This window comes from Streptomyces tendae, assembly GCF_014650435.1.
Classification (GTDB): Bacteria; Actinomycetota; Actinomycetes; order Streptomycetales; family Streptomycetaceae; genus Streptomyces; species Streptomyces tendae.
On the sequence record NZ_BMUY01000001.1, the window covers coordinates 698,001 to 719,590 of the forward strand.

16 protein-coding genes are annotated in these 21,590 nt (G+C 69.6%); 15 read left to right on the plus strand and 1 reads right to left on the minus strand.

Annotated features, from left to right (window positions below):
- Positions 1-25 precede the first annotated feature (25 nt).
- From typA to IE258_RS03300, 11 genes are all read left to right on the plus strand, one after another.
- Positions 26-1,942, plus strand: a complete 1,917-nt coding sequence (typA, locus tag IE258_RS03250) for a translational GTPase TypA (RefSeq protein ID WP_189738656.1) — start codon at positions 26-28, stop codon at positions 1,940-1,942.
- Between the two features lie 910 nt (positions 1,943-2,852).
- A complete protein-coding gene (locus IE258_RS03255) occupies positions 2,853-3,884 on the plus strand; it encodes an ABC transporter permease (protein ID WP_159324188.1) in 1,032 nt (343 codons plus the stop codon).
- A 110-nt stretch (positions 3,885-3,994) separates the two neighbouring features.
- Positions 3,995-5,797, plus strand: coding sequence for an ABC transporter substrate-binding protein (locus IE258_RS03260; protein ID WP_189738659.1), 1,803 nt, complete (start codon positions 3,995-3,997; stop codon positions 5,795-5,797).
- Between the two features lie 113 nt (positions 5,798-5,910).
- Positions 5,911-6,888, plus strand: coding sequence for an ABC transporter permease (locus IE258_RS03265; RefSeq protein ID WP_159324190.1), 978 nt, complete (start codon positions 5,911-5,913; stop codon positions 6,886-6,888).
- A 10-nt stretch (positions 6,889-6,898) separates the two neighbouring features.
- Positions 6,899-7,960 (plus strand): ABC transporter ATP-binding protein, encoded by a 1,062-nt coding sequence (locus IE258_RS03270; RefSeq protein WP_127892959.1) that lies wholly within the window; start codon positions 6,899-6,901, stop codon positions 7,958-7,960.
- A 27-nt stretch (positions 7,961-7,987) separates the two neighbouring features.
- The gene (locus IE258_RS03275; RefSeq protein ID WP_189738663.1) at positions 7,988-9,133 is read left to right on the plus strand and encodes an ABC transporter ATP-binding protein; all 1,146 of its coding nucleotides are present in this window, start codon (positions 7,988-7,990) and stop codon (positions 9,131-9,133) included.
- Between the two features lie 204 nt (positions 9,134-9,337).
- Positions 9,338-10,972 carry a peptide ABC transporter substrate-binding protein gene (locus IE258_RS03280; RefSeq protein WP_189738666.1) on the plus strand — a complete coding sequence of 545 codons (1,635 nt, stop codon included), beginning with the start codon at positions 9,338-9,340 and terminating at the stop codon, positions 10,970-10,972.
- Positions 10,973-10,981: 9 nt separating this feature from the next.
- Entirely contained in the window at positions 10,982-11,905 is a 924-nt protein-coding gene (locus tag IE258_RS03285) for an ABC transporter permease (protein ID WP_087789635.1), read from the plus strand.
- On the plus strand, positions 11,898-12,878 hold the full coding sequence (locus IE258_RS03290) for an ABC transporter permease (RefSeq protein ID WP_189738668.1): 981 nt from the start codon (positions 11,898-11,900) through the stop codon (positions 12,876-12,878). Before IE258_RS03285 ends, IE258_RS03290 begins: the two co-directional genes overlap by 8 nt.
- An 8-nt stretch (positions 12,879-12,886) precedes the next feature.
- The gene (locus IE258_RS03295) at positions 12,887-13,870 is read left to right on the plus strand and encodes an ABC transporter ATP-binding protein (protein ID WP_127892956.1); all 984 of its coding nucleotides are present in this window, start codon (positions 12,887-12,889) and stop codon (positions 13,868-13,870) included.
- Positions 13,863-14,951 (plus strand): ABC transporter ATP-binding protein, encoded by a 1,089-nt coding sequence (locus IE258_RS03300; protein WP_189738671.1) that lies wholly within the window; start codon positions 13,863-13,865, stop codon positions 14,949-14,951. The genes IE258_RS03295 and IE258_RS03300 overlap by 8 nt, the downstream gene beginning before the upstream one ends.
- A gap of 148 nt (positions 14,952-15,099) precedes the next feature.
- Here IE258_RS03300 and IE258_RS03305 read toward each other — a convergent pair whose 3' ends face one another.
- On the minus strand, positions 15,100-17,223 hold the full coding sequence (locus IE258_RS03305; RefSeq protein WP_189738674.1) for a S9 family peptidase: 2,124 nt from the start codon (positions 17,221-17,223) through the stop codon (positions 15,100-15,102).
- A gap of 185 nt (positions 17,224-17,408) precedes the next feature.
- On the opposite strand from IE258_RS03305, the gene IE258_RS03310 reads away from it, so the two are divergent.
- The 4 genes from IE258_RS03310 (at position 17,409) to IE258_RS03325 (ending at position 21,465) form a co-directional block, all read left to right on the plus strand.
- The gene (locus IE258_RS03310) at positions 17,409-17,603 is read left to right on the plus strand and encodes a DUF2304 family protein (RefSeq protein ID WP_087807392.1); all 195 of its coding nucleotides are present in this window, start codon (positions 17,409-17,411) and stop codon (positions 17,601-17,603) included.
- Positions 17,604-17,672: 69 nt separating this feature from the next.
- Positions 17,673-18,560: an N-acetyl-1-D-myo-inositol-2-amino-2-deoxy-alpha-D-glucopyranoside deacetylase gene (mshB, locus tag IE258_RS03315; protein WP_189738677.1), complete on the plus strand. Its 888-nt coding sequence runs from the start codon at positions 17,673-17,675 to the stop codon at positions 18,558-18,560.
- Complete coding sequence (locus IE258_RS03320; protein WP_189738680.1) at positions 18,557-18,979, plus strand: DUF6113 family protein; 423 nt, start codon at positions 18,557-18,559, stop codon at positions 18,977-18,979. The genes mshB and IE258_RS03320 overlap by 4 nt, the downstream gene beginning before the upstream one ends.
- A 155-nt stretch (positions 18,980-19,134) precedes the next feature.
- A complete protein-coding gene (locus IE258_RS03325; protein ID WP_189738683.1) occupies positions 19,135-21,465 on the plus strand; it encodes a hypothetical protein in 2,331 nt (776 codons plus the stop codon).
- Positions 21,466-21,590: the final 125 nt, after the last annotated feature.

The following is a 21,590-nucleotide window of genomic DNA, read 5'->3' on the forward strand; positions in this document are numbered from 1 at the left end:
CACACCCTCCGGGAGTAAGCCACTTATGGCCGCGTCTACAACGCGTCACGACATCCGCAACGTCGCCATCGTCGCCCACGTCGACCACGGCAAGACCACCATCGTCGACGGAATGCTGAAGCAGGCCGGCGCCTTCGCCGCGCACCAGCTCGAAGGCGTCGACGACCGCATGATGGACTCGAACGACCTGGAGCGTGAGAAGGGCATCACGATCCTCGCCAAGAACACGGCGGTGAAGTACCACCCGAAGGCTGGCGGCGACGTCATCACCATCAACATCATCGACACCCCCGGCCACGCCGACTTCGGCGGCGAGGTCGAGCGCGGTCTGTCGATGGTCGACGGTGTCGTGCTGCTCGTGGACGCCTCCGAGGGCCCGCTGCCGCAGACCCGGTTCGTGCTGCGCAAGGCGCTCAGCCAGCGACTGCCGATCATCCTGTGCATCAACAAGACGGACCGGCCGGACGCCCGCATCGACGAGGTCGTCAACGAGACCTACGACCTCTTCCTCGACCTGGACGCCGACGAGGAGCAGATCGAGTTCCCGATCGTCTACGCCTGCGGCCGGGACGGCGTCGCCTCCCTCACCAAGCCCGAGGACGGCACGGTCCCCTCCGACTCCACCAGCCTGGAGCCGTTCTTCTCGACGATCCTGGACCACATCCCGGCGCCGACCTACGACGAGGACGCCCCGCTCCAGGCCCACGTCACCAACCTGGACGCCGACAACTTCCTCGGCCGCATCGCGCTGCTGCGCGTCCACCAGGGCGAGCTGAAGAAGGGCCAGACCGTCGCCTGGATGAAGCGCGACGGCTCCGTGCAGAACGTGCGGATCTCCGAGCTGATGATGACCGAGGCGCTCACCCGCAAGCCCGCCGAGAAGGCCGGCCCCGGTGACATCTGCGCGGTCGCCGGCATCCCGGACATCATGATCGGCGAGACCCTGGCCGACGTGGAGAACCCGGTCCCGCTGCCGCTGATCACGGTGGACGAGCCCGCGATCTCCATGACCATCGGCACCAACACCTCCCCGCTGGTCGGCCGTGGCGCCACCGGCAAGGGCGCCGACAACAAGGCGGTCGTCAAGGACCGCAAGGTCACGGCCCGCCAGGTCAAGGACCGCCTGGACCGCGAGCTGATCGGCAACGTCTCGCTCCGCGTCCTGGACACCGGGCGCCCGGACGCCTGGGAGGTGCAGGGCCGCGGCGAGCTGGCGCTGGCCATCCTGGTCGAGCAGATGCGCCGCGAGGGCTTCGAGCTGACCATCGGCAAGCCGCAGGTCGTCACCAAGGAGGTCGAGGGCAAGACGTACGAGCCCGTCGAGCGGATGACGATCGACGTGCCCGAGGAGCACATGGGCGCGGTCACGCAGCTCATGGGCGTGCGCAAGGGCCGGATGGACAACATGTCCAACCACGGCTCGGGCTGGGTCCGCATGGAGTTCGTGGTCCCCTCCCGCGGCCTGATCGGATTCCGGACGGAGTTCCTCACCCAGACCCGGGGCACCGGCATCGCGCACTCCATCCACGAGGGCCACGAGCCCTGGTTCGGCACCCTCACGACCCGTAACAACGGTTCTCTGGTCGCCGACCGCTCGGGTGCCGTCACCGCGTTCGCGATGACCAACCTCCAGGAGCGCGGTGTGCTCTTCACGGACCCCGGCACCGAGGTGTACGAGGGCATGATCGTCGGCGAGAACTCCCGCGCCGACGACATGGACGTGAACATCACCAAGGAGAAGAAGCTCACCAACATGCGGTCGTCCTCGGCCGACTCCTTCGAGGCGATCGTCCCGCCGCGCAAGCTGTCCCTGGAGCAGTCCCTGGAGTTCTGCCGCGACGACGAGTGCGTCGAGGTGACCCCGGAGGCGGTCCGCATCCGCAAGGTGAACCTGGACGCACGCGAGCGCGCCCGCGCCGCCAGCCGCGCCAAGCACGGCTGACCCCACCGCACGACCGACGGCACCGGACACCACGGCTCACGTGGGGTCCGGTGCCGTTTGGCGTGATGCCGACGCAGGCGGGAGGCAGGGCAGGAGGCGGGAGGCAGCAGGCGGGATGCGGGGGTAGGGAAAACCCTCGATTTCCCCGCGGGGCGGCGCAGGGCGGGCAGCGCCGCACTAACCTGCGCGGAAGCACTCAGTCCGGAGTGCGGGCGCCGACGGACGTGCCGGGCGCGGGACATACCTGCGGGTCAGCTTGCACCCCCCGCACGTTACGCGCAATCAATTTCTGTCGCGCGGACGTCCGTTATACGGACAGTCACCACCGTTAGATGTGTAACAAGTCCGTTTCGCAGCGATCTCGTACCAAACCCTTTGTCCGGATTTTGAAAGATCTGGCCCCTATCTGTGATCGAACCGAGACCTCGAACCTGTGGTTCGTTCCCCGGAGGATGGCAGATAGTTAGGCGCGTAGAGCTCGGATAAACGGGTCACGCGCTGACGGGGCGCAGGCTCGCGAGCGTGAGGGTGCGCCGCGATCTCATCACCGGCCGATGGCCGGAATGTGGCGCGCGCTCCTCTTTGCGGTGAACCAGCGGATTCATGAGGAGGAACCCATGCGAGGTGCCACAAGCGCCATATGGGTCGTGTCGTCCCCGATGGCAGGTGTAGGCCCCGCGGGTGCGTTCAGTGCCGTCTCGGTTGATGCGGCAGCGGCCCGGCGTCGCGAACTTCCTTGACGTCGTGCGCCGTCGGTCGGTAGCCGCCGACCGTGAGCCAGGGTTCTCCGGGGGCGGTGTCGCCCCTCCGTCGTTGTTCCCCCTCGTGCGCTGCGCCCAGACGTACGCCGTGCGAAGGCCGTCGGCCGTGTGCACTCCCGACGACCTCCTACCTGTGAAATGGACGAATCATGACGAGTCCAATCGAGATTGAGGGTGCTGAAGCCTCTTCCGTCTTGGACAAAGAGAGCGCGCCGCAGGGCGACGCCCCGAAGCCCAAGGAGCCGGAAGGGCGCAAGCCCGGCCAGTTGATGTGGGCGCGCTTCAAGCGCGACCGGGCCGGTGTGATCTCTGCCTGCGTCGTCCTGTTCTTCTTCGTGATCGCGGCGGCGGCGCCGCTGATCTCGAAGGTCTACGGCAAGGACCCGTACACGCTGTACGGGCAGGACAACCCCGACCTCCTGGACATGTTCACCATGCCCGCCGCGCCCTTCGGCGGCATCGACGGCGACTTCTGGTTCGGCATCGAACCGGGCCTGGGCCGCGACGTGTTCACCCAGCTGCTGTACGGCATGCGCAACTCGATGGCCACCGCGCTGGCGGCGACCATCATCATGACGGTCCTGGGCGTCCTGATCGGCCTGGCCGGCGGCTACTTCGGCGGGAAGATCGACTACTGGCTCGGCCGGATCACCGACTTCTTCATGGCCCTGCCCAGCCAGCTCTTCTTCGTCGCCGCGATGCCCGTCATCACCACGGTGTTCGTCGCTCCGGACAAGGAGACGCCCACGTATGTGCGCGCCGCCGCGATCATCATCGTGCTGTCCTTCCTGGGCTGGATGAGCATGGCCCGCATCGTCCGCGGTGCCACCATGTCGCTCCGGGACCGGGAGTTCATCGAGGCGGCGCGCATCTCCGGAGCCTCGCCCTGGCGCATCCTCCGCAAGGAACTGCTGCCCAACATCGTCACTCCGACGCTGGTACAGGCGACGCTGACGCTGCCGAGCACCATCCTCAGCATCGCGTTCCTGTCCTTCGTGGGCGTGGGATACGTCGAGCCCACGCCGGACTGGGGGCGGATGTTCGCCATCGGGGCCAACATCATCGAGCAGGACCCGTACTACATGCTCTTCCCCGGTGTAGCCATGGTGATCTTCATCGTGGCCTTCAACCTCCTCGGTGACTCGGTCCGGGACGCCTTCGACCCCAAGGGAAACCGCTGAGGACCTGGGGAGCCCCCCACATCCTCGCCCGGCCGGTTCGGCGCCGCTCAGCCCGGCCCCGGCCACGTACCAGCAGTGCTCACTACTCACAGGCAGGTGGATTCGTCCTCATGAGCATTCTCCGTAACCGCACCGCCACGGCCGCCATAGTCGCGGTCGCAGCCGGCGCCCTGACCCTCACCGCCTGCGGTGGTGGCGACAGCGACAGCTCCGCCAAGGACAACAGCAAGAAGAAGGAAGACGCCAAGTCGCAGTCGAAGCCGGTCCAGATCGGCGACGCGCAGGCGTCCACCGGCCCGGCCGCCGAGGTTCCGGGTGCCAAGCCGGGCGGTGTCGCGACCGTCTACCAGGAGGCGGACTTCTCGCACCTGGACCCGGGCCAGATCTACGTCTCCGACGGCAAGCTGCTCAGCCGCCTCATCTTCCGCGGCCTGACCCAGTACGACGAGGACGAGAACGGCAACCTGACCGTGGTGGGCGACCTCGCCACCGACGCGGGCAAGGCGTCCGACGGCGGCAAGACCTGGACGTACACCCTCAAGGACAACCTGAAGGACGCCAACGGCAACCCGATCAACTCGGCGGACATCCGCCACACGGTCGAGCGCCTGTACGCGAACTACATCACCGACGGTCCGACCTACCTCCAGCAGTGGCTGTCCGGCGACGGCACCACCTACCGCGACGCCTACGCGGGTCCGGACAAGGGCAAGCACCTGCCCGACAACGTCCTGGAGACGCCGGACGACAAGACGATCGTCTTCCACTTCAAGGTCGCCCGCCCCGACCTCCCGCAGATGCTGACCATGCCCGGTTACAGCGTCGTCCCGGAGGAGACGGACACCAAGGAGAAGTACGACTCCGCCCCCGTCGCCGTCGGTCCGTACAAGATCGCCGACTTCAAGCCGGGCAAGTCCATGAAGCTGGTCAAGAACACCCAGTGGGACCCCAAGTCCGACTCGGTGCGCCACCAGTACGTCGACGGTTTCAACATCGAGATGAACCACGACGACGAGGACCAGACCAAGACCCTCCTCGCCGACCAGGGCGCCGCCAAGAACGCCATGATGTTCACCGGCCAGGTCGCCACGACGCAGCTGCAGAAGGTCGTCGGCGACAAGGACGCGATGAAGAACCGCACGATCCAGGGCTACGCCCCGTACGTGTGGCAGCTCAACTTCAACCTGGACCGCGTCAAGGACAAGAAGCTCCGTGACGCGATCACCCTGGCCCTGCCCTCCTCCGCCGTCTTCAAGGCCGACGGCGGTGCCTACGGTGGTGAGGTCGCCAACTCGCTGATGTCGCCCACCACCCCGGGATACGACGAGTCGTTCGACCCGTTCAACCGCGCCAAGAAGCCGAACGGCGACATCGAGGCCGCCAAGAAGCTGATCAAGGAAGGCGGCTTCGAGGGCAAGAGCCTCGTCTACGCCTACGGCAACACGCCGACCCGTCAGCAGCAGGCCGTCCTGATCGCCGACGCCCTGGAGAAGATCGGTCTGGACATCCAGAAGAAGGAGATCGACTCCGCCACCTGGTACGAGCAGGTCGGCAAGGTCAAGAACGGCTACGACCTGTACATGACCGGCTGGGGCCAGGACTGGCCGTCCGCGTCCACGGTCATCCCGCCGGTGTACGACGGCACGCAGATCCAGGACGGCGCGTCGAACTACTCGCACATCAACGACGACCACGTCAACTCGGAGATCAAGCGCATCCAGCAGATCACCGACACGGCCGAGGCCACCAAGGCGTGGGCCGAGCTGAACGAGTACATCTCCAAGGAAGTCAACCCGGCCGCCCCGATCTACTACACCAAGGTCTTCCAGATCTTCGGTTCGAACATCGGCGGCATCCGCTACAGCTCTGACTCGAGCTACGTGGACGTGACCCGGATCTTCCTCAAGAAGTAGTCCGCACGGTCGGGAATCCGGTGGTGGGCGCGCGGCGGAGCGCCCGCCACCGGACCCGGATCCCCTCCAGACCTCCCATCCGACTGCCGCAGTCCTGAGAGCAGCTGTCTGCCATGCTTCAATTCCTCATTCGCCGGTCCTTCGGCGCGGTGCTGATCCTGGTGTTGATCAGTGCCTTCACCTTCTTCATGTTCTTCGCGATCCCGCAGGACCCGGCCCTGCTGGCCTGTGGCAAGAACTGCACTCCGGACGCGCTGGAGATCATCCACAAGAACCTGGGCCTCGACCAGCCGGTCACCGTCCAGTACTGGCACTTCCTGGCGGGCATCTTCACCGGTCGCGACTTCGCGGTGGGCCACTGCGACGCTCCCTGCTTCGGCGTCTCCTTCGCCAACAACCAGAACGTCTGGGACACGATCCTCGACCGCTTCCCGCTGACCCTCTCGCTGACCGTCGGCAGCCTCGTGGTCTTCCTCGTCCTCGGCCTGGGCGCCGGCATGGTGGCCGCCAAGAAGCGCGGCACCTGGGTGGACAAGGTGTTCAGCTCCGGCTCCCTGGTCGTCAGCTCCCTCCAGATCTACTTCCTCGGCCCGCTCGTGCTGCTCCTCTTCGTGTACAGCACCGGCTGGCTGGAGAAGCCGAAGTACGTGCCGTTCTCCGAGGACGTCGCGGGCTGGTTCGCGGGCCTGTTGATCCCCTGGGTCGTCATGGCCACCATCTTCACCGCCAACTACACACGTATGAGCCGCTCGTCGATGATCGAGCAGTTGCAGGAAGAACACGTGAAGGCGGCCCGCGCCAAGGGCATGTCGGGCAACTACACCTTCTTCCGCTACGCGTGGCGCGGCTCCCTGGTCCCCATCGTCACCATCCTCGGCATCGACCTGTCCTCACTGATGGGCGGTGGCATGGTGACCGAGCTGACGTTCGGCCTGGCCGGGATCGGCCGGCTCGCGCTGGACTCCGTCACCAACAAGGACCTGCCGATGCTGATGGGCGTCATGCTGGTCAGCGCCGCGCTCATCATCGTCTTCAACCTGATCGTGGACGCCATGTACGCAGTCATCGACCCGCGCGTGCGCCTGTCCTAGGAGAACCACCGTGACCACTCAGACCAAGCCCGAAGAGGCCCCGGCCGCCGCCGCGGGGGACTCGTTTCTCTCGGTGCGCGACCTCAAGGTCCACTTCTCCACCGAGGGCGGCGTCGTCAAGGCGGTGGACGGTCTCTCCTTCGACCTGGAGCGGGGCAAGACCCTCGGCATCGTCGGCGAGTCCGGCTCCGGCAAGTCGGTGACCAACCTGGCCGTCCTCGGCCTGCACGACCGCCGCAAGACCGCCATCGACGGATCGATCACGCTGGACGGCCAGGAGCTGACCGACGCCAGTGAGAAGCAGCTGGAGAAGCTGCGCGGCAAGAAGATGGCGATGATCTTCCAGGACGCGCTGACCGCGCTGTCGCCGTACTACACGGTCGGCCGGCAGATCGCGGAGCCGTTCATGAAGCACAACGGCGCGTCCAAGAAGGACGCCCGGGTGCGCGCCATCGACCTGCTGCAGAAGGTGGGCATCCCGCACCCGCACAAGCGGGTCGACGACTACCCGCACCAGTTCTCCGGCGGTATGCGCCAGCGCGCCATGATCGCCATGGCCCTGTCCTGCAACCCCGACCTGCTCATCGCGGACGAGCCCACCACGGCGCTCGACGTGACCGTCCAGGCGCAGATCCTCGACCTGCTCAAGGACCTGCAGCAGGAGTTCGGCTCCGCGATCATCATGATCACCCACGACCTGGGCGTGGTCGGCAACATGGCCGACGACATCATGGTCATGTACGCGGGCCGGGCCGTCGAGCGCGGCACGGTGCGCGAGGTGCTCAAGTCCCCGCAGCACCCGTACACCTGGGGTCTGCTGAGCTCGATGCCGAACCTCACCTCCGACGTCGACGAGCCGCTGATGCCCATCCCGGGATCGCCGCCCTCGCTGATGAACCCGCCCTCCGGGTGCGCGTTCCACCCGCGGTGCGGCTTCACCGACCTGGTCTCCGGCGAGCGCTGCTCGGGTGAGCGTCCGACGCTCCCGAACGGCCGCGCCGCCGCCTGCCACCTGACGGGCGACCAGCGGCAGCAGGTGTTCATCGAGAAGATTCAGCCCCGGCTGGGCTGAGCGGAAACCGGCGACTGGGGCATCACCATGAGCGACAACAGCAAGACCACCACAGTGGTGGCCGACGACTTCCCGCAGCAGCGGGACGGCGACACCGCACCGCTTCTCAAGGTCAGCGGCCTGTCGAAGCACTTCCCGATCAAGGGCGGCTTCCCGATCAAGCGCACCGTCGGCCACGTCAAGGCCGTCGACGGCGTCGACTTCGAGGTCCACCCGGGCGAGAGCCTCGGCCTCGTCGGCGAGTCCGGCTGCGGCAAGTCGACCACCGGCCGGCTGCTGACCCGCCTGTACGAGCCGACCCAGGGCACGATCGAGTACCGGGGCAAGGACATCACCCGGGCCAACCGGCGGGAGCTGGCGCCCATCCGGTCCGAGATCCAGATGATCTTCCAGGACCCGTACGCGTCGCTGAACCCGCGGCAGACCGTCGGCACGATCATCTCGGGCCCGATGGAGATCAACGGGATCAACCCGCCCGGCGGCCGGGAGAAGCGCGTCCGGGAGCTCCTGGAGATCGTCGGTCTCAACCCGGAGCACTACAACCGCTTCCCGCACGAGTTCTCCGGCGGCCAGCGGCAGCGCATCGGTGTGGCGCGCGCCGTCGCGCTGCAGCCGAAGCTCATCGTCGCCGACGAGCCGGTCTCGGCCCTCGACGTGTCGATCCAGGCCCAGGTGGTGAACCTGCTGCAGGAAGTGCAGCGGGAGATGGGCATCGCGTTCGTCTTCATCGCTCACGACCTGGCGATCGTGCGGCACTTCTCGCAGCGCGTCGCGGTGATGTACCTGGGCAAGATCGTGGAGATCGCGGACCGCGACTCGCTCTACAACCGCCCCCGGCACCCGTACACGCACGCCCTGCTGTCGGCCGTGCCCGAGGCGGACCTCGACGCCGACAAGCGCGAGCGGATCCGGCTGGAGGGCGACGTGCCCTCGCCGATCTCGCCGCCCTCCGGCTGCCGGTTCCGCACCCGGTGCTGGAAGGCGCAGGACAAGTGCGCCACCGAGGAGCCGCCGCTGGTGCAGCTCTCCGGGAACCGCGAGGGCCACCTGACGGCCTGCCACTTCCCGGAGGAGGGCTCCACCGAGGCCAGGGCCGAGGACATCGTCATGGACCCGGGCCTGAAGGCGATGGAGGACGACGCCGACGGCGGCGCGGCGGTCTCCAAGGGCTGACCGGCACACGAAGGCGGCCGGAAAAGGGCGGCGGCGGGAGCAGGACTCCCGCCGTCGCCCTTCCGCATGCCGCCACACCTCCCGCACCCGTCCGGAGGACACCGGCAACCCGTATGGACCGGACGGGTGTGCGCCCCCGAGTACGCCCTTCGAAGCTGGATCGGAACGGACCGGCGGACGAGTCAGGGCACGAGGAGGCACTCCATGCGCGGAGCCGAGCACGCCAAATGGGCCGCTTGCGCGGCGGCGGTAGTCCTCGCGGCGACGGCCTGCGGGGGCGGGGGCGGGGACGGAGGCAGCGGCGGCGGCAGCGGCGGCGTGCTCAGCTCCTCCTGGGGCGACCCCCAGAACCCGCTGGAGCCGGCCAACACCAACGAGGTGCAGGGCGGCAAGGTCCTCGACATGATCTTCCGAGGGCTGAAGAAGTACGACCCCAAGACCGGCGAGGCCAAGAACATGCTCGCCGAGAAGATCGACACCTCCGACTCGCAGAACTTCACCGTCACCGTCAAGGACGGCTGGACCTTCAGCAACGGCGAGAAGGTCACCGCGCAGTCCTTCGTGGACGCCTGGAACTACGGCGCGAGCCTGAAGAACAACCAGCGCAACGCGTACTTCTTCGCGTACATCGACGGCTACGACAAGGTGCACCCCGAAAGCGGCTCGCAGAGCGCCGACACGCTCTCCGGGCTGAAGGTGACCGGCCCGCGCACCTTCACCATCAAGCTCAACCAGAAGTTCTCCAGCTTCCCCGACACCCTCGGCTACGCCGCCTTCGCGCCGCTGCCCAAGGCGTTCTTCGACGACCACGACGCCTGGCTGAAGAAGCCGGTCGGCAACGGCCCCTACCAGGTCGACAACTACACCCGCGGCTCCCAGATGTCCCTGCGCAAGTGGGACGACTACCCGGGGGACGACAAGGCGCAGAACGGCGGCGTGGACCTCAAGGTCTACACCGACAACAACACCGCCTACACCGACCTGATCGCGGGCAACCTCGACCTCGTCGACGACGTCCCGGCCTCCCAGCTGAAGAACGTCAAGAACGACCTCGGCGACCGGTACATCAACACCCCGGCCGGCATCATCCAGACCCTCGCCTTCCCGTTCTACGACAACGACTGGAACAAGTCCGGCTCGGAGAAGGTCCGCAAGGGCCTGTCCATGGCGATCGACCGCAAGCAGATCACCGACACGATCTTCCAGAACACCCGCACCCCGGCCACCGACTGGACCTCGCCGGTCCTCGGCGAGGAAGGCGGCTACAAGCCGGGCCTGTGCGGGGACGCCTGCGAGTACAACGCCGAGGAGGCCAAGAAGCTGGTCAAGGAAGGCGGCGGACTCCCCGGCGGCCAGGTCAAGATCACCTACAACGCCGACACCGGCTCCCACAAGCAGTGGGTCGACGCGGTCTGCAACTCCATCAACAACGCCCTGGACAACGACCGCGCCTGCGCCGGGAACCCGGTCGGCACCTTCGCCGACTTCCGCAACCAGATCACCGACAAGAAGATGAGCGGCCCCTTCCGCGCCGGCTGGCAGATGGACTACCCGCTCATCCAGAACTTCCTCCAGCCGCTCTACTACACCAACGCCTCCTCCAACGACGGCAAGTGGTCCAACGAGGAGTTCGACGGGCTCGTCGACAAGGCCAACGGCCAGACCGACACCGCCGAGGCCGTCAAGACCTTCCAGCAGGCCGAGGAGGTCGTCCGCGACAACATGGCCGCCATCCCGCTCTGGTACCAGAACGGCAGCGCGGGCTACTCGGACCGGCTCTCCAACGTGGAGCTCAACCCGTTCAGCGTCCCGGTCTACAACGAGATCAAGGTCGGCTGAGGGGGCGCCATGGGACGCTATGTCGTCCGGCGGCTGCTCCAGATGATCCCGGTCTTCATCGGGGCCACGCTGCTGATCTTCCTGATGGTCAACGTGATGGGCGACCCCATCGCGGGCCTGTGCGGCGACCGGGAGTGCGACCCGGCGACGGCGGCGCAGCTGCGGCACGAGTTCGGCCTCGACCAGCCCGTGTGGCAGCAGTACGCCACCTACATGGGCAACGTCTTCACCGGCGACTTCGGCACTGCCTTCAACGGCCAGCCGGTCACGGAGCTGATGGGGACGGCGTTCCCGGTCACCATCCGGCTCACCATCGTCGCCATCCTCTTCGAGATCGTCGTCGGCATCATCCTCGGCGTCGTCACCGGCCTGCGCCGCGGCCGCCCCGTCGACACCGGGGTACTGCTGCTGACCCTCGTCGTCATCTCCGTGCCCACCTTCGTCACCGGCCTGCTGCTCCAGCTGCTGCTCGGCGTCAAGTGGGGCTGGATCGACCCGGCCGTCTCCTCCGAGGCTGCCTTCGGCGAGCTGATCGTCCCCGGCCTGGTCCTCGCCTCGGTCTCGCTGGCCTACGTCACCCGGCTGACCCGCACCTCCATCGCCGAGAACCGGCGCTCCGACTACGTCCGCACCGCCATCGCCAAGGGCCTGCCCCGGCACCGGGTCATCACCCGGCACCTGCTGCGCAACTCCCTCATCCCCGTCGTCACCTTCATCGGCACCGACATCGGGGCGCTGATGGGCGGCGCCATCGTCACCGAGCGGATCTTCAACATCCACGGCGTCGGCTACCAGCTCTACCAGGGCATCCTGCGCCAGAACACCCAGACCGTGGTCGGCTTCGTCACCGTCCTGGTCCTCGTCTTCCTCGTCGCCAACCTCGTCGTCGACCTCCTGTACGCCGTACTCGACCCGAGGATCCGCTATGCCTGACCAGGAGCCCTACGAGCCCGAACGCGCCATCGCCGGCACCGGCATGGGCGGCACCATGGACCTCGGCGCCAGCGAGGCGATCACGCTGGAACAGCCGCCCGGACCGGACGGCGCCGACCCGCGGGACAAGCCCCGCAGCCTGTGGTCCGACGCCTGGCACGACCTGCGCCGCAACCCCGTCTTCATCATCTCGGCGCTGGTGATCCTCTTCCTGATCGTCATCTCCCTGTGGCCGTCCCTGATCGCCTCCGGCAGCCCCCTCAAGTGCGACCTGGCCAAGGCCCAGGAAGGCTCCCAGGCCGGTCACCCCTTCGGCTTCAACGGCCAGGGCTGCGACGTCTACACCCGGACCGTCTACGGCGCCCGCACCTCGGTCGCGGTCGGCATCCTGGCCACGCTCGGCGTCGCCGTCCTCGGCAGCGTGCTCGGCGGGCTCGCCGGGTTCTTCGGCGGCGGCGGGGACGCGATCCTGTCCCGGATCACCGACGTCTTCTTCGCCATCCCGGTCGTCCTGGGCGGCCTCGTGCTGCTCTCCGTCATCACCAGCAACACCATCTGGCCGGTCATCGGCTTCATCGTGCTGCTCGGCTGGCCGCAGATCTCCCGCATCGCCCGCGGCTCCGTCATCACCGCCAAGCAGAACGACTACGTCCAGGCGGCCCGCGCGCTCGGTGCCTCCAACTCCCGGCTCCTGCTGCGGCACATCGCGCCCAACGCCGTCGCCCCGGTCATCGTCGTGGCGACCATCGCGCTCGGCACCTACATCTCCCTGGAGGCGACCCTGTCCTTCCTCGGCGTCGGTCTGAAGCCGCCCAGCGTCTCCTGGGGCATCGACATCTCCTCCGCCGCCCCCTACGTGCGCAACGCCCCGCACGCGCTGCTGTGGCCGTCCGGGGCGCTCGCCATCACCGTCCTCGCGTTCATCATGCTCGGCGACGCGGTGCGCGACGCCCTCGACCCGAAGCTGAGGTGAGCCGTCGCATGCTGCTCGAAGTGCGCGACCTGCACGTGGAGTTCCACACCCGCGACGGTGTCGCCAAGGCCGTCAACGGCGTCGACTACGGCGTGGACGCGGGCGAGACCCTCGCGGTGCTCGGCGAGTCCGGCTCCGGCAAGTCCGTCACCGCCCAGACGATCATGGGCATCCTCGACGTCCCGCCCGGCCGGATCACCGCGGGGGAGATCCTCTTCGAGGGCCGGGACCTGCTGAAGCTCAAGGAGGACGAACGCCGGAAGGTCCGGGGCGCCGAGATGGCGATGATCTTCCAGGACGCGCTGTCCTCGCTCAACCCCGTCCTGACCGTGGGCGACCAGCTCGGCGAGATGTTCACCGTGCACCGCGGCATGTCCCGCAAGGACGCCCGCGCCAAGGCCGTCGAGCTGATGGACCGGGTCCGCATCCCGGCCGCGAAGGAGCGGGTGAAGCAGTATCCGCACCAGTTCTCCGGCGGCATGCGCCAGCGCATCATGATCGCGATGGCGATGGCCCTGGAACCCAAGCTGATCATCGCCGACGAGCCGACCACCGCCCTCGACGTCACCGTCCAGGCCCAGGTCATGGACCTGCTCGCGGAACTGCAGCGCGAGCTGCACATGGGCCTGATCCTCATCACCCACGACCTCGGCGTGGTCGCCGACGTCGCCGACAAGATCGCGGTGATGTACGCGGGCCGGATCGTGGAGACGGCCCCGGTCCACGACATCTACAAGGCCCCGGCCCACCCGTACACCCGCGGCCTGCTGGAGTCCATCCCGCGTCTCGACCAGAAGGGCCAGGAGCTCTACGCCATCAAGGGCCTGCCGCCCAACCTCACCAGGATCCCGCCCGGCTGCGCCTTCCACCCCCGCTGCCCGATGGCCCAGGACGTCTGCCGCACCGACGTACCGCCCCTGTACGACGTCACGGAGTCCGACGCCGAGCGGGGCAGCGCCTGCCACTTCTGGAGGGAGTGCCTGCATGGCTGAGACCACGGAGCCCATCCTCGAAGTCCGCGGCCTGGTCAAGCACTACCCGCTGACCTCCGGCATCCTCTTCAAGAAGCAGGTCGGCGCGGTCAAGGCCGTCGACGGCGTGGACTTCGAACTGGCCCGCGGCGAGACCCTCGGCATCGTCGGCGAGTCCGGCTGCGGCAAGTCCACGGTCGCCAAGATGCTGGTCAACCTGGAGAAGCCGACGGCGGGGGAGATCCGCTACAAGGGCGAGGACATCACCCGCCTCTCGGGCCGCGCGCTGAAGACCGTACGCCGCAACATCCAGATGGTCTTCCAGGACCCCTACACCTCCCTCAACCCCCGCATGACCGTGGGCGACATCATCGGCGAGGCGTATGACATCCACCCCGAGGTGGCCCCGAAGGGCGACCGGCGGCGACGGGTCCAGGAGCTGCTGGACGTGGTCGGCCTGAACCCGGAGTACATCAACCGCTACCCCCACCAGTTCTCCGGCGGCCAGCGCCAGCGCATCGGCATCGCGCGCGGTCTGGCACTGCGCCCCGAGATCATCGTCGCCGACGAGCCGGTCTCCGCACTCGACGTCTCCGTGCAGGCCCAGGTGATCAACCTGATGGGCCGCCTCCAGGACGAGTTCGACCTCTCCTACATCTTCATCGCGCACGACCTGTCGATCGTCCGGCACATCTCGGACCGGGTCGGCGTCATGTACCTCGGCCGCATCGTGGAGACCGGCCGCGACGCCGAGATCTACGACCACCCGACCCACCCCTACACCCAGGCGCTGCTGTCCGCCGTGCCGGTGCCCGACCCGGAGGCCCGGGAGCACCGCGAGCGGATCATCCTGTCCGGCGACGTCCCGTCCCCGACAAACATCCCCTCCGGCTGCCGCTTCCGCACCCGCTGCTGGAAGGCGCGGGAGCGCTGCGCGCTGGAGGTGCCGGCGCTGGCCGTCCCCGCCGAGTTCCGCTCGGTCTCCGGGCCAGCGGCCCACGACTCCGCGTGCCACTTCGCGGAGGAGAAGCAGGTGGTGCCGCCGGAAGGCGAGGGCGAAGGCGAGGGGGAGGGCAGGGGCGGGGGCAGCGGGCCGGGGTGACATGGTCCCCGGCCCGCTTACGGCACCCGCACGGCCGTACGCGGATCAGCCTCGCGCGGCCGTGTGTCCTGGCGGCTTCGGTGAAGTTACCCGCGTGTCAAAGGCGTTGGCACACGGGTGACGCGGAACGGGCCGGGATGCGCGGCCGTCAGGACGGGGCGGGCAGCGACCGCTTGAGGAAGTCCACCTGGAGCAGCAGCAGGTTCTCGGCGATCGACTCCTGCGGGGTCATGTGCGTGACGCCGGACAGGGGCAGCACCTCGTGCGGGCGGCCGGCCGCCAGCAGGGCCGAGGACAGGCGCAGCGAGTGGGCGACCACCACGTTGTCGTCCGCGAGACCGTGGATGACCATCATCGGCCGGTGCGGCTCGGCGGCGTCGACCAGTCCGGCGTCGTCGATCACCGAGTTGCGCCGGTAGACGTCCGGCTGCTCGCCGGGGTGGCCGAGGTACCGCTCCTGGTAGTGGGTGTCGTAGAGCCTGAGGTCGGTGACCGGGGCGCCCACGACGGCGGCGTGGAAGACGTCCGGCCGGCGCAGCGCGGCCAGCGCGGCCAGGTAGCCGCCGAAGGACCAGCCCCGGATGGCGACGCGGTTCAGGTCCAGCGGGAAGTCGGCTGCCAGCGCGTGCAGTGTGTCCACCTGGTCCTGGAGCACGACGGCGGCCACGTCGTCCTTGACGGCCTTCTCCCAGGCCGGGGAGCGCCCCGGAGTGCCCCGCCCGTCCGCGACGACCACCGCGAACCCCTGGTCCGCGAACCACTGGGAGGTGAGGTGGGCGTTGTGCGCGGCCACGACGCGCTGGCCGTGCGGGCCACCGTAGGGGTCCAGGAGGACGGGGAGGGGGGTGTCACCGTGGTAGTCCGATGGCATAAGCACGGCGCACGGGACACGTCGTGCGCCCCCTTGGGTGAGCGTCACGCGCGGGGACAAACCGGGGTCTTCCGCGTACGAGGCGATGGTCGCCGCGGGCTTCCCGTCCCGCAGTACCTGTACTCGGGCTCCCGGCCGGTCGAGCGTCGCGGAGACGAGCACGGTCACGCCTCCCGAGCGCACCGCCGAGTGGACGCCCGGCTCCTGCGACAGGCGCTCCACACCCAGTTCGTTCACCCGGTAGACGTGCACCTCGCCGGTCTCCGCCTCGGCCGCCTCCTCGCCCGCCGAGGCGGAGACCAGCACGTCGTCGGCCCCGACGTCCAGCACCGCCCGCAGGTGCAACTGGGCGCCGGTGAGCGGCCGTTCGCCCACCGCGAGCACCCGCGCCCCACCCTCGTCGGCGATCCGCACGAGGTGGCCCGAAGGGCTCCAACAGGGCACCCCGGGGAAGAGTTCCAGCCAAATTGGATCTTCGTCGGCGTGCACCATCCGGGTCGTTCCCGACTCGGTGTCCACCGCCAGGAACAGCTGGCTGCGCTGGTCGCGCGCCTGTACGAGGATCAGCGGTGCACCCGCCGCTGACCAGTGCACTCGCGCCAGATACGGATACCGCGCCCGGTCCCAGAGGACCTCCGTGCGCCCCCCGTCCAGGCCGACGAGGAACAGCCGTACGTCCGCGTTGGCGGTGCCCGCCGCCGGGTACGGAACGTGTTGTGGATCACGTCCGGGGTGGGCCGGGTCGGAGATCCACCAGCGCTGGACCGGCGTGTCGTCCACGCGGGCGACCAGCAACCGGTCGGACTCCGGGCTCCACCAGAAGCCCCGGCTGCGCGCCATCTCCTCGGCCGCCACGAACTCGGCGAGCCCGTACGTGACGCCCTCGCCGTCCGCCTCGGCCAGCGCCCTGTCCCCGTCACCCTCGGCGCCGACGACCCGCAGGGCGCCCTGGGCGACGTAGGCGACGTGCCGGCCGTCGGGGGAGGGGCGCGGGTCGATCACCGGCCCGGGGGTGGGCAGTTCGCGCGCGGTGCCGACCCGCAGCTCGGCCGCGAAGAGCCGCCCCGACAAGGCGAAGGAGGCGAGCTCGACCGCCGAGTCGGTGGCGTAGCCGACGATCCCGGCGCCGCCCTCGCGGCTGCGCTCGCGCCGGGCCCGTTCCTCGGGCGACAGACGCTCCTCGGTGCCGCCCAGCAGGGTGCGAGGGTCGGCGGCGATGCGCTCCCCGCCCTCCTCGACGTCCAGGACCCACAGGGAATTCGCCCGGTCCGTACCGGTACCGGAGCGCAGGAAGGCGACCCGTGAACCATCGGGTGCCACGGTGAACGAACGCGGCGCGCCGAGCGTGAACCGCTGGGTGCGGGCGTGCCGTTTGGGGAAGGAGTCGGACTCGGTCGTCATGCCTTGACCATATTGGCCATGCGCCCCCTTGTGCGGCCGTGCGCCGAGAGATGCGCGCGCACGGATAGTTATGATCACTAGCGCATAGTGGGTATCAACCAGGTGCCCGCCGCGTGGATTTATCTGCTCCGAGCTTTGACCGCGACCGACCCCCATGTCCCTGGGCCCATTGGAGGTGAGCCGCCGTGGCACTCTCGATTTCGGCGGTTGTGCTGCTGGCGATCATCGTCTTCCTGCTGGTCAAGAAATCAGGTCTGAAGGCGGGACATGCGATCGTGTGCATGCTCCTCGGCTTCTACCTGGCCTCCTCGACGATCGCTCCCACGATCACTGATCTGACGACCAACATCGCGGGGATGATCAGCGACATCAACTTCTGACCGTGCCGGTGGCGAAGCGGCCCCGGGCCTCGGGCGCCAGTACGAGCCGGGCCTCATAGGGTGGACCCCATGAAGGTACTCCCCGGCCGGCGTCTGCTGCTGGTGCACGCGCACCCGGACGACGAGTCGATCAACAACGGCGTCACCATGGCCCGCTACGCGGCCGAGGGCGCGCACGTGACGCTGGTGACCTGCACCCTCGGTGAGCGGGGCGAGGTCATTCCGCCCGCGCTCGCCCACCTCTCCGGAGCCGCCCTCGGCGGGCACCGCAGGGGTGAGCTGGCGGCCGCCATGCGCGCGCTCGGCGTCGAGGACTTCCGGCTGCTCGGCGGGCCGGGGCGGTTCGCCGACTCCGGGATGATGGGGCTGTCCGACAACGACGACCCCGGCTGCCTGTGGCAGGCGGACGTCGACACGGCCGCGGACCTGCTCGTCGACGTGATCCGCGAGGTGCGCCCCCAGGTGCTCGTCACCTACGACCCGAACGGCGGCTACGGCCACCCCGACCACGTCCAGGCCCACCGCATCGCCATGCGCGCGGTCGAGCTGGCGGCCGAGGCCGGGTGCCCCGTCGACAAGGTCTACTGGAACCGCGTGCCGCGCACCCACGTGGAGGACGCCTTCGCCCGGCTCCGGGACGACCTGCCGGGCCTGCCGTTCGAGAAGGCGGCCGGCGTCGAGGACGTACCGGGCGTCGTCGACGACGAGCGGATCACCACCGAGATCGATGGCGAGGGCACCGCGTACGCCGCCGCCAAGGCCGCCGCGATGCGCGCGCACGCCACCCAGATCACGGTCGCCGAACCCTACTTCGTCCTCTCCAACGACCTCGCCCAGCCCCTCCTGGCCACCGAGCACTACGAACTGGTGCGCGGCGAGCGGGGCGGCGGCGACGGGCGCGAGAGCGACCTGTTCGCCGGGATCACCGCGGCCCAGGAGAGCGGGGCGGCCTCGTGAGCGGCCGCAACGAGCCCGCGAGCTCAGCCCTCGCACAGCCGCTGCGCCCGCCCTCGCTCGGCCGGGCCGCCCTGTACGTCGGTCTCTTCGTACTCGGCGCCGTCCTGGGCGTCGCCGGCGCGCTGCTGCAGCCGGCCTGGTTCCCCGGCGGACTGCTCCTCGCGCTGGCCGCCGAGGCCGGGCTGTGCCTCGGTGCGGGCCGCGCCGTGGGGCGCCGCGGCGGGGCCGTCGCGCCCGCCCTCGGCTGGGCGCTCGCCGTGGTGCTGCTCACCACCAGCCGACCGGAGGGCGACTTCCTCTTCGCCGCCGGTGCCGGCTCCTATCTCTTTCTGCTCGGCGGGATCGCCGTTGCTGTGATCTGCGCCACCCTCGCGCCGGTGCGGCAACCGGACGGCGGCTCCGCCCGACTTCGCAAGTGACGTACCGCTTCGCCGTGCCGCGGGCGTGCGAGTCCCGTGTGGGTTTCCCCGGCGGTCACGGGATACGCGCGAGAAGTGGCCAGTATGGTGGTGCGCGCCGCCGAGCCGCCCGCTGAAGGCGTGACGGGCGGCGGAGCCAACCGGGAGAACCTGCCTTGAGTCGTGAAACTGACAGTTCGTCCTCCGGGCCCCACGGGCGCGGCGGAGCCGCATACCCGTCGGGCACCCCGCCCTACGGGACACCCACGGCTTCCGACGCCGGTGCGGACGCGGGCCGTTCGGCCGCGCGACCGGAGGAGCGCAAGACCGAGACGACGCTGACGACCCGGATCCGGATCAACATCCCCGGGTCGCGGCCCATTCCGCCGGTCGTCGTGCGCAAGCCCGTCGCGGACGCTGCGGACAGCGCGGACGCCGCCGACGACACGGAGACGACGGGCGAGCGGCCCGCGCCGGCGCCGAGCGCCGCCGCGCCCGCGGCCGCCGCCCCCGAGGCTCCCGCCGAGACCGCGCCGCCCGCCGAGGAGAAGCCGACCAGCGACTGGTTCGCGCCACGCAAGTCGGGTCCGGGCAAGGGCACTCCGGGTGGCGGCTCCACCAACGGTGCCGGTCTGCCGGGCGGTTCGGCGGCACCCGCCGGACCGGGCACGCAGGGCGGACGCGGGGCGGGTACGACGGGTGCGGGTGCTTCGGGCGCCGGTGCGCGGCCGGGCGGCGGGAGTGGCCGTCCCGGTGGCGTCGTGGGCTCCATGAGCGCGCCCGGCGGTTCCCGGCCCGGACCCGCGGGCGGCGCCGCCCGCTCCGGTGCGACCGGCGGGCCGGTGGCGCCCGGCCACGGTGGCGGCACCGGTTCCTTCGACGTGACCGAGGCGCTGGCGGCCGGTCCCCTGGGCGGCAACGGCAACGGCAACGGCAGCGGCAACGGCAACGGCGCCCGGCCGGGCACCGACGCCGGTACCGGGCCGCGCCGCGACGACCTGCCGTACTTCGCGGGGGAGGGGCAGGGCGACCCCGGCCCCGGTGCCCCCGGCGGCCAGCAGAACGGCCTGAACGGGCAGTCCCCGTACGGCAACGGGCCCCAGGGTCCCACGGGCCCGACGACCGGTCCGGCCACCGGCGACAGCCGGCTGTCGCCGCCCCCGGTCGGCGACCTCGGCGACCTGGGGATGCCGGGCGGCCGCCCCGGAGCGCCGGCCGGGCAGCGCGAGCCCGCACCGAACGGCCTGCGCGGCCCGGGGAGCCTCGCTGGGCCTGGCGGGCCGGCGGGCCCGGGTCCCGGCGCGGGCCCGGACGCCGGACGCCCCGGCCCCGGCGGCGGGCTCAGCGACGACACCGCGATCCTCACCCCGCAGCGGCCGGTGCCCCCCGGCATGGGCAACCCGGACAACATCTCCGGCAACACCGTCACCAGCGGCATCCCCGTCGTACCGGGCGAGCGCACCGCACCGTTCCCGCCCGGGTGCGGCGACGGACCGCTGCACACCCCGCCCAAGCTGCCCGAGCCGGTCTCCGCACCGCCGGCGAGCCCCGCCAAGCCCGCCAAGAAGAAGCGCGGCAAGCTCCCGCTGCTGGTCGGCGGCCTGGTCGTCGTCGCCGGTGTCACCTACGGCGCCGGCCTGCTGATGAACCGCTCCGACGTGCCGAAGGGCACCACCGTGCTCGGCGTCGACATCGGCGGCGGCACCCGCGACGACGCCGTCGAGAAGCTGGACAAGGCCCTGGGCGAGCGTGCGGCAAAGCCGCTCAAGCTCACGGTGGGCGGCGACACCGTCTCCCTGAAGCCGGACCAGGCGGGGCTCCAGCTCGACACCCAGGCCACGGCCAGCGACGCGGCGACGAGCGACTACAACCCGATGTCCGTGATCGGCTCGCTCTTCGGCCAGAAGCGGGTCGTCGACCCGGTCATGCCCGTCGACGAGGAGAAGCTGCACGCGGCCCTGGAGAACGCCGCGGGCGGGGCCGGTTCGGTGACCGAGGGCAGCATCAAGTTCGAGTCGGGCAAGGCCGTCCCCGTCTACGGCAAGGCCGGCAAGGGCATAGACGTGGCCAAGTCCACCGAGGCCGTGCAGGCCGCGTACCGCGCCCAGGTGGAGACCGGCACCGCCACCGCGGTGAACGTGCCGACGACCACCAAGCAGCCCACGGTCTCCAAGGCCGAGGTCGACCGGATGCTGACGGAGTTCGCCGAGCCGGCCATGTCGGACCGCGTGACCGTGCAGACGGACCCGGCCCACTCCATCCCGATGAGCCCCGAGAAGTCGCTGTGGAAGTTCCTCAGGGTCACGGCCGTCGACGGCAAGCTCGTCGACAAGCCCGACCTCAACGCCCTCAAGGAGCTCTACGGCCAGACCTTCGACGGTGTGCTCATCACCCGGGCCAACGGTGAGAAGACCGCCGTCACCCCCCAGGACGTCTACGGCGCCATGCGCCAGGCACTGAAGAGCAAGACCAACCGGGTCGCCGTCATCGACACCAACCCCAGCTGACGCGGGCACCGAAGAGAGGGGCGTCCGGCACTCGCCGGGCGCCTCTCGCGGCGTAGGCGGCCGGGTGCCGCATGACATCTGTCATCCGGCACCCGGGACCGCCGACACTGCCGGACGACCGCCCG